The organism is Psychrobacter sp. CX21 (assembly GCF_057396255.1).
The window spans coordinates 90,180-104,966 of sequence record NZ_JBXYJG010000004.1; the positions used below are offsets into that span (position 1 = coordinate 90,180).

The 14,787-nt window shown below is 38.2% G+C and carries 9 protein-coding genes; 6 read left to right on the forward strand and 3 right to left on the reverse strand.

Annotated features, from left to right (window positions below):
- Positions 1 to 166 precede the first annotated feature (166 nt).
- The 5 genes from AC2SLP_RS03870 to AC2SLP_RS03890 all read left to right on the forward strand — a co-directional run bounded on the left by AC2SLP_RS03870 (position 167) and on the right by AC2SLP_RS03890 (position 8,411).
- Positions 167 to 2,287, forward strand: coding sequence for a DUF389 domain-containing protein (locus AC2SLP_RS03870; protein WP_486535322.1), 2,121 nt, complete (start codon positions 167 to 169; stop codon positions 2,285 to 2,287).
- 501 nt (positions 2,288 to 2,788) lie between these two features.
- On the forward strand, positions 2,789 to 5,464 hold the full coding sequence (gene alaS / locus AC2SLP_RS03875) for an alanine--tRNA ligase (RefSeq protein WP_486535416.1): 2,676 nt from the start codon (positions 2,789 to 2,791) through the stop codon (positions 5,462 to 5,464).
- A gap of 341 nt (positions 5,465 to 5,805) precedes the next feature.
- Positions 5,806 to 7,089 carry an aspartate kinase gene (locus tag AC2SLP_RS03880; protein WP_486535323.1) on the forward strand — a complete coding sequence of 428 codons (1,284 nt, stop codon included), beginning with the start codon at positions 5,806 to 5,808 and terminating at the stop codon, positions 7,087 to 7,089.
- A 625-nt stretch (positions 7,090 to 7,714) separates the two neighbouring features.
- Positions 7,715 to 7,960, forward strand: a complete 246-nt coding sequence (gene csrA, locus AC2SLP_RS03885; RefSeq protein WP_486535324.1) for a carbon storage regulator CsrA — start codon at positions 7,715 to 7,717, stop codon at positions 7,958 to 7,960.
- Positions 7,961 to 8,036: 76 nt separating this feature from the next.
- Positions 8,037 to 8,411, forward strand: coding sequence for a HopJ type III effector protein (locus AC2SLP_RS03890; RefSeq protein WP_486535325.1), 375 nt, complete (start codon positions 8,037 to 8,039; stop codon positions 8,409 to 8,411).
- A 125-nt stretch (positions 8,412 to 8,536) separates the two neighbouring features.
- Here the strand turns inward: AC2SLP_RS03890 and AC2SLP_RS03895 are convergent, their stop codons facing one another.
- Together AC2SLP_RS03895 and AC2SLP_RS03900 are read right to left on the reverse strand one after the other, a co-directional pair.
- A complete protein-coding gene (locus AC2SLP_RS03895) occupies positions 8,537 to 8,848 on the reverse strand; it encodes a YeaC family protein (RefSeq protein ID WP_486535326.1) in 312 nt (103 codons plus the stop codon).
- Between the two features lie 165 nt (positions 8,849 to 9,013).
- Entirely contained in the window at positions 9,014 to 10,003 is a 990-nt protein-coding gene (locus AC2SLP_RS03900) for an NAD(+) kinase (RefSeq protein ID WP_486535417.1), read from the reverse strand.
- Positions 10,004 to 10,581: 578 nt separating this feature from the next.
- Between AC2SLP_RS03900 and AC2SLP_RS03905 the strand changes: the two genes are divergently transcribed.
- The gene (locus AC2SLP_RS03905) at positions 10,582 to 11,304 is read left to right on the forward strand and encodes a Bax inhibitor-1/YccA family protein (RefSeq protein WP_486535327.1); all 723 of its coding nucleotides are present in this window, start codon (positions 10,582 to 10,584) and stop codon (positions 11,302 to 11,304) included.
- A gap of 92 nt (positions 11,305 to 11,396) precedes the next feature.
- Here the strand turns inward: AC2SLP_RS03905 and AC2SLP_RS03910 are convergent, their stop codons facing one another.
- Positions 11,397 to 14,306: a heavy metal translocating P-type ATPase gene (locus tag AC2SLP_RS03910; RefSeq protein ID WP_486535328.1), complete on the reverse strand. Its 2,910-nt coding sequence runs from the start codon at positions 14,304 to 14,306 to the stop codon at positions 11,397 to 11,399.
- Positions 14,307 to 14,787 lie beyond the last annotated feature (481 nt).

The following is a 14,787-nucleotide window of genomic DNA, read 5'->3' on the forward strand; positions in this document are numbered from 1 at the left end:
GGTTTTTAAAAGTTTTTGTCACTTATTTTGTCACTTATATAGTCGATATAAATATATTACGTTTACTACTATAAATGTTATAGTTTAGGCAATGCCATCAATATAATATAATTTCTTGAATTTTCTTTTATAATCTACTCATTCAAATCATATTTTAGGTCATTGAATGTCGCACACCTCCTACATTCCAGCACCCTACTTCCAATTCGTACCCAATTCAATTCATTATGATTTATCTCATCATAGCTATAAGCCTGTTCCTAATAAAAAAATACATCGTCATTGCCCTTTTATTATTATTGATGCAGATTATATAAATGAACCTTTGATGAACATAGCGGTTGCAGAAGAACCGGTTGAAGATGAGGATGACTATGAAAACGGTTACGAAGATGACGTCGACGTTGGCGAACCTATGCAGTCAACCGAACAAAAACAATATGATGAAAGTAATGCCAATATCAATCTAGAAATAGATTCTGAACAATCTAGTGACTCTAATGCTAACGATTCTGATTCAACAAACTCATCTGAAACCGGTAGTGATTACGATAATGATCTCGATAGTAAGGATACTTCTATTGATACGTCCACTAAAGTTACAACTACAACTTATGAAGATTTGTCCAAAAAAGAGCAAGCGAGGTTAGATTATTTAGCTAAGCAAGTAGCTGATCCTGTCCATGCCAAAGCTCATAAAAAGAAAAAAAAGAAGTCAGTTGCATCCGATAATACGTCTGATAGCAATAGAATAAAAACTGCCAATGGCAATAATACAGCCAAACAATCAGACAGTCTTTCAACAGATACTTCTCTACAAGACATAGCATCTGTGTCTGCGACTAAAAATGTTGACATAGACTCTAAACATTCTTTAGTGAACAAAGAAACTTCAGATCAATGCGCTCAATCGGATCATTCCAGTACGCAAGTTAAGAAAGTTAGTTCGACTGAATCTAATGCGCTTTTTGAACAAATAGAATCTGATGAAGAAATCGATGACTCTAGTAATGGTGAATCTGATAATGATGCCCCTATAAAAAACAACCAAGTCAAGAATGAGAAAGATAACTACGAGAGCAATAATGAAGAACCAGTTAAAGATGACGTTATAGAGAACGAGGATGCTAAGACGGACGACGATAAGGAAGATGACGATAAGGAACTAACTGAGGAAGAAAAGCAAAAAATAGAAAAAGAATCACAACTTGAATCTTACAAACAGTTCTTAGCTGAGCAGAAAAGTAAAGTTGATATCGACTACCCTGGCATACGCATTGATATTGAAGCAAACGCGTTACCAAACCGCATGTATTTTATAATGAATGCACTCTCTGCCATTATAGCGAGCTACGGTTTGGTGATTAATTCAGCTGCCGTTGTCATCGGTGCAATGCTAGTGGCAATGATGTTAGGCCCTATCAGTGGGGTTGCCTTAGCCATTATTGATTACCGCATGCCATTTTTACGAAAATCCCTATTAACTGTAGCTTCAGGTGCTTTTATGGTCGTGCTTATCGGCTATATTGTGGGATTCATGCACCAAGACTCTCCGCTGACTAATGAAATACTGTCACGTACGCAGCCTACGTCTATGGACTTAATGATTGCACTTGCCGGTGGTACGGCAGGCGCGTATGCGATGATTTCGCCGCATTTGTCTGTGGCCGTAGTAGGTGTGGCAGTTGCTACCGCTTTGGTTCCTCCGTTGGCCGCTAGCGGTATATTATTTGCCCACGGTGAGAATACTTTGGGATTGGGAGCATTAATACTGGCCATTACTAATATTATTGCCATTCAGCTTACTAATGCATTGGTCTTATGGTTCTCAGGTTTTCGCAGATTGGTCGATAATGATTATAAGAGCAGTCCAATCGTTGCATTTTTTCGTCGCAATACCGTACCTTTATTATTGTTAGTTGGCATCGGTGCATATTTAACAATTAACTTTAATACAGTTAGAAAAAGACAGATTTTTGAAAATGAAGTTAAAGAAAGTATTGAAAATTACTTTATTGATAAAGGTAATGCCTTGGCGGTCACTCAGTTTTTATCAAGAGAGGATCATCAAACTGTCAGAGCGGTCATGCGCGGTGAAACACGTCCTACGCCCTATGATGCCCATTTTTTAGAACAGAAGATAAATAGCCGTATTCTATCAGAATATCCTAAATACCAACCGGTAAAACTTCAATTTAGATATATGCCAGTCATCGTTATCGAATCCACCCCTTACAATATCGATAATATTGATAAAACAGATGCTGCTATTTTGACTAACGAGTAAGTTATTGCACTATTTTTTAAATTCTTTAAATTTATTAGCGCCTATTTATATTTGCTTGTTTATCAGTGTTTGTTTATTTGCGTCTATTTATCAGCGATTATTACTGATTTGACTATGTATCTTGATAGTGGTTTGGTTTTCTAAATCAGAATGTGCCGTTATCCTGTTCTGTGCTTTGCAATACTCATGTTTTGGTGTGAAATATGATAAACTTTGCCCCTAATATTTTATACACCTATTTTTATACGTTCAAAAATTAAAACTCCAACTAATTTTTGGATTGTTGATGATTTAAAAAGTTTACAGCAATGAAAGTGTCAAGAACGCCAATAACGCTAATCAAACCATAGCTAAATTTGGCTAACACCGACATCATTAGAGTATGTTCTAAATCATTGGAAACTTTTAATAAATCTTAATTACCTATAGCCTTCAAGCCATTGTAAAGGGGTACTCGTGACTCAATCCACTTCTAGTTCTCATACATCTGACATCTCCAATATTAAAAAATCACTTAGCACAGCAGAGCTGCGTCAAGCATTTATTGACTACTTTGTGAGTAAAGAACACACCCACGTACCCTCATCGAGCTTGGTTCCGTATAATGACCCAACGCTATTATTTACTAATGCGGGTATGAATCAGTTTAAAGATTGTTTTTTAGGCATCGATAAACGTGACTATACCCGTGCGGTCTCTTCTCAAAAATGTGTAAGAGCGGGTGGTAAACATAATGACTTAGATAATGTAGGCTATACAGCACGTCATCATACCTTCTTTGAAATGCTAGGTAATTTTTCTTTCGGTGATTATTTTAAATCATCTGCAATCGCGTATGCATGGGAGTTTTTAACTTCAAAAGAGTGGCTCGGCTTAGATGCTGACAAATTATATGTCACCATTTATGAAACGGACGATGAGGCATTCAACATATGGCACCAAGACATTGGACTGCCTACAGAGCGCATTATCCGTATTGGTGATAATAAAGGCGCCCCTTATGCCTCTGATAACTTTTGGGCTATGGGTGATACGGGCCCATGCGGTCCATGTTCAGAAGTCTTTTATGATCATGGTGAACACGTCGAAGGCGGTCTACCTGGTACGCCAGAAGAAGACGGTGATAGATTCATCGAAGTATGGAACTGTGTATTTATGCAATTTAACCGTCAGCCAGATGGCACGATGGAGCCGTTACCTGCTCCGAGTGTGGACACGGGCATGGGGCTTGAGCGTATCAGTGCCATATTGCAAGGGGTACACAGCAACTACGAGATCGATCTATTTGTCAATCTTATGAATAGCGCCGCACAGTTATTAGGCATACAAAATGAAGGTCAAGCTTCTATAAAAGTCATTGCAGATCATATACGAGCGGTAAGCTTTTTAATTGCGGACGGTGTCTTACCAAGTAACGAGGGGCGTGGGTATGTGCTGCGCCGTATCATCCGCCGCGGTGTTCGTCATGGTAATAAACTTGGTGCTGAGGACAGCTTTTTTTACAAAATGGTTGCGCCTCTTGTTAAAGAAATGGGTGATGCGTATCCGCAATTAGTCGAGCAACAAGAGTTTATTGAAGCGTCAATTGAAAAAGAAGAGGTTCAATTTGCCAAAACATTGGCTCAAGGTTTGCGTCTGTTAGACAGTGAACTTGAAACCCTTAATTCAGGCGACGTACTCTCTGGCGAAGCGGCTTTCAAGCTCTATGACACCTACGGATTCCCTGTTGACTTAACTGCGGATATAACGCGCGAGCGTGGTATTAGCATTGATGAAGCTGGGTTTGATGAACAAATGGAGCTACAACGTCAACGGGCCCGCGATGCCGGTAAGTTTGATGTCGATTATTCAGCGACCATTAAAGTAGATACCCCTACTCAATTTGTCGGTTATGAGCGTCTTGATGATAAAGAAGCCTATATAATTGGCCTGTATCAAGAAGGCAAAGCTGTAACGACCTTAAACGAAGGCGATGAAGCTATTTTAGTCTTAGACCGTACCCCATTTTACGCAGAAGGCGGCGGACAAGTTGGTGAAATGGGTGAAATTCGTACCAGTACCGGGCTATTTAATGTTGAAAACACCAAAAAATCTGGCCAAGCTATTATCCACTATGGTGTGGTGAATATGGGTAGTATTGAGCAAAATCAGTCTGCTGATGCTCAAGTTGTTTCTGCAATTCGTTCAGCCAGTGCACGTAACCATTCTGCAACGCATTTATTACATGCTGCACTTCGCAAGGTGCTGGGTGACAAAGTAACACAAAAAGGGTCACTGGTTAGTAGTGATATCCTCCGTTTTGATTTTTCGTACGACAATGCGGTCTCTTTAAAAGACTTGTCCACTATTGAGCGCTTGGTTAATGAGCAAATATTAGCCAATGTTGAAACCCAAATCGAACATATGTGTATTGATGAAGCTATGGCTAAAGGCGCCGCTGCATTATTTGGTGAGAAATATGGCGAAACTGTCAGGGTGTTAACGATGGGTACGCATGAGATAGAGGATGGCATTGAGAAGCCTTTTTCTATTGAATTATGCGGCGGTCTGCATGTTCAGCGAACTGGAGATATCGGTTTATTCAAAATAACATCTGAGTCTGGTATTGCCGCAGGTATACGTCGAATTGAAGCGCTTACAGGTATGGGTGCATTACGTTATGTTCAGCAAGCGGATAGTCAATTAACCGCCTTAGCCAATCAGCTTAAAGCCAAACGTCCAGAGGTATCCGAACGTGTAAAATCTATGGCAGATAAACAGCGCGAACTTGAAAAAGAGATTGAACGATTAAATCAGAAAATTGCGAGTGCTCAATCTGCGAATCTCGTTGATAACGTTCAGACTATCGCAGGAACTTCAGTGCTAATAGCTAAAGTTGCTGGTATTGATGGTAAAGCCATACGTGGTCTTATGGATGATATCAAGTCCAAACTACAAGATACTGTTATCGTAATAATTGGTGAAAAAACAGATCAACTGGCAATGGCAGCATCAGTAAGTAAAACATTGACCAATCAGATTAAAGCGGGTGATATCATACGTTACTTAGCAGGTGAGCTTGGCGGTAAAGGCGGCGGTAAACCTGATTATGCTCAAGGCGGCGCACCGAACAGTAATAAATTAGAAAATGTTATTACAGATTTACCAAACTGGATAGCATCTCAGCTTAACGCGTAAGTAAAAAAATAGCTGATTTGGATTGGTTATATTTTAAATAGTTGGTTTTAAAATAACTATTTTTATCAATTTTACTCATTCAATCTTTGTGACTATGCTTGGGTTGTGATATAACGTACGTTCAAATAATGGCTAAATTTTTATGGTCACCTCTTACTTTGAGTTACTGCGTAAATAGATGCGTTATTTATTAAGAAGCTAATATTTAAGCTATTATTGAAGCTATTATAATATAAGCTAGTTTTTTGAAGATATGGTAACCACTACGGCCATATCAAAAGCGGTAAGACTATCATTAACATTTAATTTATAAATTAAACTATCAATTCAAAGGGTTCAACATGGCGTTGATTGTACAAAAATATGGTGGTACGTCGATGGGTAGTATTGATCGTATCAAGAATGTTGCAAAGCGTGTTAAACGCTGGCACGACAATGGCCACAAAGTCGTTGTTGTTGTTTCTGCCATGAGTGGTGAAACCAATCGATTGATTGATCTTGCGAATCAAATTAGCCATACGCCAAATCCACGCGAGTTTGACCAAATGGTATCTACAGGCGAACAAGTCTCTATATCATTATTGTCTATGGCACTGATGGAATTAGGGGTTGGCGCGCGCTCATTTACAGGTGGTCAAGTTGCTATAATGACAGATGAAACCCATAACAAAGCGCGTATCTTATCTATCGATGAAACCAACATTCAGTCTGAATTGGATGCAGGTAATGTCGTTGTCGTTGCAGGCTTTCAAGGTGTCAATGCAAATAAAGACATTACGACATTAGGACGTGGCGGTTCAGACACCTCTGGTGTTGCGCTTGCTGCGGCATTAAATGCTGATGAATGCCAGATTTATACAGATGTGGATGGCGTATATACCACTGACCCGCGTGTGACTTCTAAAGCTCGCAAACTTGATAAAATAACTTTTGAAGAAATGCTAGAGATGGCAAGCTTAGGCTCAAAAGTGTTGCAAATTCGCGCCGTTGAATTTGCAGGTAAATATCAGGTTCCTTTAAGAGTGCTATCGAGCTTTGATGAAGGGCAAGATGGTAGTTTTGATGAAGAATTCCGCCAAAACGTTGGCACTTTAATTACTGTAGACGAAGGAGACGACATGGAACAGCCGGTAATTTCAGGCATTGCATTTAATAGAGATGAAGCTAAAATTGTCGTACGCGGCGTACCTGATCACCCCGGTGTTGCTTCTTCAATTTTAACGCCGATTAGTAATGCTAATATCGAAATTGATATGATATTGCAAAACCTATCTGACCAAGGTCTAACGGATTTTAGCTTTACTGTTAATCGTCCTGATTTTGAAAAAGCAATTGGTATTCTTGAACAAAACAAACAAGATATTGGTGCAAAAGAGATTTATGGCGACACAGATGTGGTTAAGGTATCTCTAGTTGGTGTTGGTATGCGCTCACACGCAGGAGTTGCTAGCAGAATGTTTCAAGTGTTAGCAGAAAACAACATTAACATTCAAATGATATCGACCAGTGAAATCAAAATATCAGTACTCATAAAAGAACAATATCTTGATAAATCTGTCAAATCTTTACATTCCGCATTTGGTTTAGATAGAACAGATGGTGAAAGCAAAGTCGCTGGACTGTAAGTTATATTATATGTTCTAACTGTTTACATCGTGTTGTATTTTGATATTTTGAATCTTTTAATTAGGTTTAGAATGTTATATTAAAAGGGCCTTAATAGGCTCTTTTTTTGTGTATTTTTCGATTAATACGTATGTTAATGATCTATATAGATTTAAATAAATTCTTCTTAACCTGATTCGCAACCTAATTCGTTTCGGTAATTTATTGAATTATTAATTATTGTTCGAATACAATGAATGATAATGACATATTATATTATTATCTTTATAATGTGCTGTTCGATTGAGGCCTATAGTGATGCTATTTAAGACACTCATTTATCATGAATTTAAATAGAATTTAAATTATAAAAGTTAATTATAGACAATTAAATACTATAATTTTAATGTTTTATTTGATCAAAACATTTATTGGTAGAGTGGCTTAGGGCAAATACATTACCAAGTGCAGCTGCAATTTAAAATGTAAAGCTATAATTTATTTAGTTTCGACTTTTATATATTTTAAATTGAAGGTGTTTTAAAAGGCCAATTATTTAATTATATATATATTGGGCAATGATATGACTAATTTTAAGTTTGGCATTTGCCAATTCTTTTTATTGCGACATAAGGAGCGTGACGCATGTTAATTTTAACTCGCAGAGTTGGTGAAACATTAATGATAGGTGACGAAGTCAGTGTCACTGTTTTAGGTGTAAAAGGTAATCAAGTTCGCATTGGTGTTAATGCACCTAAGGATATTGCCGTTCACCGCGAAGAGATTTATCAACGTATTCAGAACGAACGCGCAATGCAGTCTCAAATGCAGCATCTTGAACAAGGCAACTTTCCTGCTTCATTCGATGATGATGATTTCTTTAATAGATAATCTTATTTTTTAATGCGATAAACCCTTTATACTGTTCTACTAATATTTTTCATCTTTTAGAAATTAAGAGGCTTTTATGAGTATCCGCCAATCGGACGTATCTGCATTACTAAATGGACTAAGTAAAAAAGCCATAGGCTTCGATGATGTCATTAACTTTATCGATGATTTTTATCGTTACACTCCCGTTAAGTTCACTAACGGTCAGGTAGTTAATGAAGCTGGCACAAATGAGGGCAGTGCTAAAATTTTTGGTTTCGCTAAGCATCATAATTTAAGCCAATTGGACACTCTTAAACTTTTTGGCGAGCATTATGACTCCGTCTTATCAACGCCAAATGGTACAGATCACGCCAACATTCGCAATTTTATTCATTGGGGATGGCAAGCCTTTTTAATGAAAAAAAATCCATTAACAAAACGTCCTAATATAGATGTTAAAAATATATAATATTGCTTTATGACTAAAAAAAGACCAGCATTTGCTGGTCTTTTTTTATGAATTCATTTTACTGTTTCGATCAATCCTGTGACTTATATAAAAATAACTTATTCTTAAAACCAATTTATAAAATATCACTTATTACGGAATTTTACCGCCTGAATATCACCTTTAGGATTAGGTAAGTTAGGATAATGATGATCGTGCTCTACATCGCATTCTTCACCCACAACCGACCCATCTTTTTTAATAGGCTTATGAATATATCCTACTCGCTCTTGCGGAGGTAGGTTTTCATGCTCCCACACCATTACCGCCTGCATGCAAGTTTCACGCTGTTCAGACGACAGCTTTGATCCATCAGGCCACTTCCCAATTTCTATCGCTAATTTAAACGACTCCACTAATTCAGGTGTCATTGCGTTTAAAATTTTTTGTTTATCCATGATGCCCTCTATGACATATACGAGTACGTAAGTGCTAGAACTTTCAAATCAATAAGCTACAGTATAAATCAAACAATAAGACAAGGTTTTGGTTAAGCTGTATACTTCTAAGTTTATTGATAGATAATAAAAGTAAAGTTTTACTCAGGACGAACTAATGATTATTTAATCATCATCTCCATCTAAGGAAAATTCTTCTGCATGTACGTTCCAATTAAGCTTGGTACGGCATGCTTTATAAAAATCAAATCCAGGAGGATGAATCAGGGTTAATTTGTCTGGATGTTTTCTAATATGCAGCCGCTGATGTTGATCAATTTGTATACTTTGCTTACCATCCGCGCTTACCATGGGCTGGGTGCGATTGTCTTTATGGATTCTTATAATAATTTCACTTTGATCGCTCACCACTATGGGTCGACTTGAGAGGGTGTGTGGATGCATAGGTACTAAACATATGGCATCTAAACTTGGATGTATGATCGGACCCCCACCTGACAAAGCATAAGCTGTAGAGCCTGTGGGCGTCGCAACAATTAATCCATCGCTGTGCTGACGGTAGACATCTAATCCATCAATCTTGAGCTGAAAATCTATCATATGTACAGATTTACCGGCATGTAGTACCACGTCATTTAGCGCCATATCCTGATGAATAACCTCACGCCCTTCTCTTATCTCCATTGTGAGTAAAAAACGTTGATCGAGTTGATAGTCACCCATAAGCACTTGACGTAACTTGGTCCCTACTTCATCAGGATTGACATCTGTTAAGAACCCTAAACGGCCCCTATTGACACCCAGCACGGGGACTCGGTATCTAGCTAAAGCTTGGGCGGCATGTAAAATAGATCCATCACCCCCGACTACAATAACAAGATCGCATATCTCACCAAGTAAACTACGTTTGACCATATGTAGTTTATTTAATTTCTCAAGTTCCAATTCTGGTAAACCAGCTGTTTCAGAGTCAATATATAAATCAAGGCCCATATCATTAATACGCTGCCCAATCTCATGAATAGTCGTAATTACGCCCCGTTTTCTGGCACGGCCCATAAGTCCAATACGTCTAAATGCAGGGTTTTTAATTGAATGAAAATGTGTCGATTCTGATAGGTTTGGAATTTTGTCAGATTGCGCAGAGCTTTCCATAGGCATTGGTAGATCTAAGTTGATTAAAATGTATCAAAGAGGATAAATCCGAAATAAAATACCTTATTATTTTTTATCTAATAATCATTTAAATGAGTAATTATATCGGGTTAATAACAGGTTTAAAGCGTATCATACTATGCTTTGTACGTCATTAATAACTGCGTACATTAAAACATACTTTTAGCGTTGAAAAATTTAGCAGGTTATAGCAGAAATTATTTAAAAAGTTATTGAGTTAGAATCACTTAATTCTCATTTAAGCATTGAATTTGAGTCTATTTGTTACCATTATAACCTTATAAAGGTATCTTTGTATGTTGAATGCGCTTCAAACATTATCGATTATGCTCACTAAAATCTTTACTAACATTATTATAGTGCGCTATTATGAACGTTAATTAGCTCTATTAATTATTCTAGTTAAGAACTATTTTTTCTATTTAATTACATTGTGGCTTATATACTGCTATAAATTTGTTTGTTTATGAAGACTTAGTTCAATAAGACAGTTCCAAAATTTAACGTTTATAGAGTAACTTAAAAGCTCAAATTTATATATTAAGGGAATTAACAATATGGCAAATCCTATTGTCAGTCGTGCAGAGCTCGCAGTTGGCGGCAAGTCTATGTCTGTTAAGGGTGTTATACATAAGACCAGTTTCTTACTGGGTTTGAGTGCTATTGCTGCTTTGAGCTTCTTCTTCTTTATTGTAAGTGGTGGTATTAGTGGTGGCATGGTGCAAATGGTCACCTTTGGTAGTATGTTTATCGCATTTGGTTTAGCGATATTTATGACGTTTAAACCACAAAAAGCCAAATCTCTAGCAGCACCTTATGCCATTTTAGAGGGTTTATTCTTGGGCGGTGTGTCTATTATGTTCATGGCCATTGACCCCAGCATTCCCCTTAATGCGTTAGCGGCTACATTTGTCACTGCGGCGGTAATGCTAGGACTTTACCGTTCAGGAATGATTAAAGTCAATGAAAAATTCCGCTCAATTATGATGTCGGCTATTTTTGCAATTATGTTAATTTACATCGTACAGTGGGGCTTTGTTCTGTTCGGTTCAACGCTGCCTTTCCTGTTCCAAACAGGTGGTCTTGTTGCAATTGGTTTTAGTCTGTTCGTTGTTGTTATCGCTTCATTTAGTTTGCTATTAGACTTTGATAACATTGAGCGTGGCGTGGCAGCAGGTGTTTCTGAAGATTTTGAATGGATCTTTAGTATTGGTATTCTAGCAACACTGGTATGGATGTACTTTGAATTCATGCGTTTACTCAGTCATTTCCAAGACTAATGCTCAATAAACAGTTCAATAAGTTCAATATATAAAGGTCGAATTATTCGACCTTTTTTTTGTATAAATGTTTTAATACTGATGCTATAAAGTTATGATCTTTTTAATCTAAGGGCATTGAGCACAACCACAAGTGAGCTTAATGACATGCCTATGGCGGCTAGCCATGGCGGCACATATCCTAGAGCCGCAGGTATCAAAACTACTGTATTATAACCAATAGCCCACCGTAGATTTTGTTTGATAATATGCTGCGCTTTATCTGCTATTCGCTTGGCATCCTCTACCGCAGTAACCGCGCCATTCAATATAACACTATCGCTTGAGACTTGAGCCAAATCTGCTGCACCTGCAATTGCAGTTGAGATGTTAGCAGCGGCTAATACTGGGGCATCATTAATGCCATCGCCCACCATCATTACCACCTCCCCTTTTTCTTGAAGGGCTTTGATATGATTGACCTTATCACTAGGTGATAAACCATAATACAGTTCATCGATATTTAATTCTTTAGCGATCGATTGAGCATGTTGACTTGGATCACCAGTTAAAATGATCGTTTTAATATGCTGTGCTTGTAACGACGCAATCATTTCCGCTACGCCCTCTCGCACACTGTCATTAAAATAAAACATAGCCAGAGGCTCCCAGTCGTCATTTGCAGTAGATGACTCGTTATCTTTTTGTCTTGATAACATAACTGCTGTACTGGCGTTGTGCGTCTCTAATTGCGGGGTGTAGTCCGGATAGCTATCGTTTAAGTACGAGGACTCGCTGTTTAATTTTGTACGATTTAAGGCAAAATCCACATGTCCTAATCGATAACGGTTGTTGTTACCTGCATTATGAATAATGGCTTCTACACCCCCTGCAACATGGTGCTTCAATTGACTTACTCTTGGCAGATGCAGTTGGTAAGCGGCATCTAATAAAGCCTTTGCAATTGGGTGGCGGCTACCGACTTCTAAAGTAGCGGCAAGCGCAAGTAAGTGATCAGTATTAACCGCTTCTGAACTGAATTGAGTCGTGCCGGATTCCTTATGCTGCAAATCATCAATATATAACAAGTTAGGTTTGCCATAAGTTAATGTGCCTGTTTTATCAAAAGCAACATATCTAATATCTGCTAATGTTTGAATAGTATGTCCGCGAGTGGTCAAGAACCCATAGCTTGCCAGCCGATTGGTAGATACAGTCAGTGCAATTGGCGTTGCTAACGATAATGCGCAAGGACAGGTCGCGACTAATACAGCAACTGTCGCCCACAATGCTTGAGATGGATCTATTAAATACCAGCCTATGAATACCAATACCGACAATACTAATATGCGCGCGACAAACCAGCGCGCCCAAATATCGGCTTGTTCAGCAATTTTAGGCTTTTCACTCAGCGCTCGGTTCATTAGCCGATCTATTAGTGCAATTTGGCTGTCTTCTGGCAACGCTGTAACGATCATTATAAAAGGCTGACTGTCATTCTGAGAGCCTCCTACAACAAGCTCGCCTCTTTTTTTGACGATAAGCTGACTTTCACCTGTCAGTAAACTCTGCGAGACAGTTGCAGTGTTACTACACAAGATGCCGTCTGCAACAACTTCACTACCCGCCTCAATCAGTATAATATCTCCGATGTGTAACACGTTTGCAGTCACTGATTCAGGACCTAAATCAGTTTGAGTATCGTCAATGAGCGTTTTGGCAGTCAGCAGCCCATCCCCTATCTCTGCCAATTGATCTAATTGCTCGGTCGTATATTGCTCGGTCGTATATTGCTCAGTTTTATAGTCATCGGTTATATAAAAAGCACCTTGAGCCCGATCTAATGGCTTTATATTACTATTACTTTTACTATTAGCATTGATTTTAAGTTTAGATAAATCATCGGTTTGCTCTATTGAACCTTTAGGCTGCTTGGATATAAGCTGATTGACCAGGGGTAAGTCATTGCCTATACGCTGCACTAATGACGGCTCAATAACCACCAAATCATTCGCCATATTTGCCGCTTTTAAACGCGCATTGTTTTCAATATATCTACCTGCCAGTAGAAAGAAAACAAACATACTAACTGAGTCATAATACGTCTCTCCGTGCCCCATAATGGTGGCATAGACACTAGCAAAAAATGTGATGAATAGCGCAATACTTACAGGAACGTCCATATTGACTTGACGGACTTTGATGGCTGACCATGCTGATTTGAAAAAAGGTACGGCACAATAGAAAAATACAGGTACGCTGACAAATAAAGACACCCAGCGTAAAAAGTCGCGCTGCTCAACCAGCATGCCACTAAATTCAGTATACTTACCAAAATACATACCCACTGCAAACATCATAGCCTGCATAGCACCAAGTGCCGCAATCCCTAATCGAATCAGCATTTGCTTATTGTGTTTTGCGAGCATCGCTTCGTGAGTATCTTGACGATATGGCTTGGCATCGTATCCGATTTGATTGATAGAGCCCAGTATTTCACTAATGGCTAATTTGTCTTCATCCCAAACGACTCGCATACGCTGATTGGTGAGATTAACCTGACAGTTTTCGACCCCTTCAAGCTCATCAACCCTTGCTTCAATAAGCCAAGTGCAAGCTGCACAGCGTAAGTTATTTACTGATAGCTCTGCTACTGAATGATTGGCATCTGAATATACAAATTGAGATTTAACATCTTCATGATCATAAGCTTTTAAACGATCAAGCTCCGTAGGCAAACTGGCGGTACGGTTAATTTCTGTACGGTCTAAATAATATTGCTCTAGTCCTGCCTCGACAATACTTTCCGAGGCCAGTTGGCACCCCATACAGCACATCAAACGCGATTCCCCGATAATTACAGCCTTAAAAGGTGTGATGGGCACAGGCTCTCCACAATGAAAACAACATCCTTCTGGTGGAAGGACTAAGTTATTAATGTCGTCTTCTAAATAAACCAAATCGGTCTGCTTGTTTTGAGAGCTCTGCTGGGAATCTACAGAGGAACTAGAAGGATGGGTCATATAATTTTCACAATATATTGAATGAGCTCTGATTATTGATTTAAATTGAGAGTTATAAAATATAAGGCACGCTGCGAATAAAAATAATTAATTAGGTAAACCTTTTAAAACAAGTAAATTAGGAAACTAACCCTTTTATTAATTTTTCTAAATTTGATGCCCTAGGTTTGTAATTCTATGAAGTTAATTATATTATACTACGCCGTCTTATAGCATGCTGGTTAGTTTAGGTCGTGTCCCTAATAAATTAAATACGGTGTCTGTTTAAATAATTTCATATTAAATGCTTTAATACGTTTAAAAGCTTATAAACAGTCACTGAATGTGCTTCAAACCCAAGTTGTATGGAAAATAGATGAAAACAATGCGCTAAACATGCATCGCGGTGTGGTTTTAATTAATAGCATTGAAAATCATAAATTTTTACGTCATCATAACCCTGTCATCTTCAGTTGGTAAAATATCGTGTATTCAAAACCTT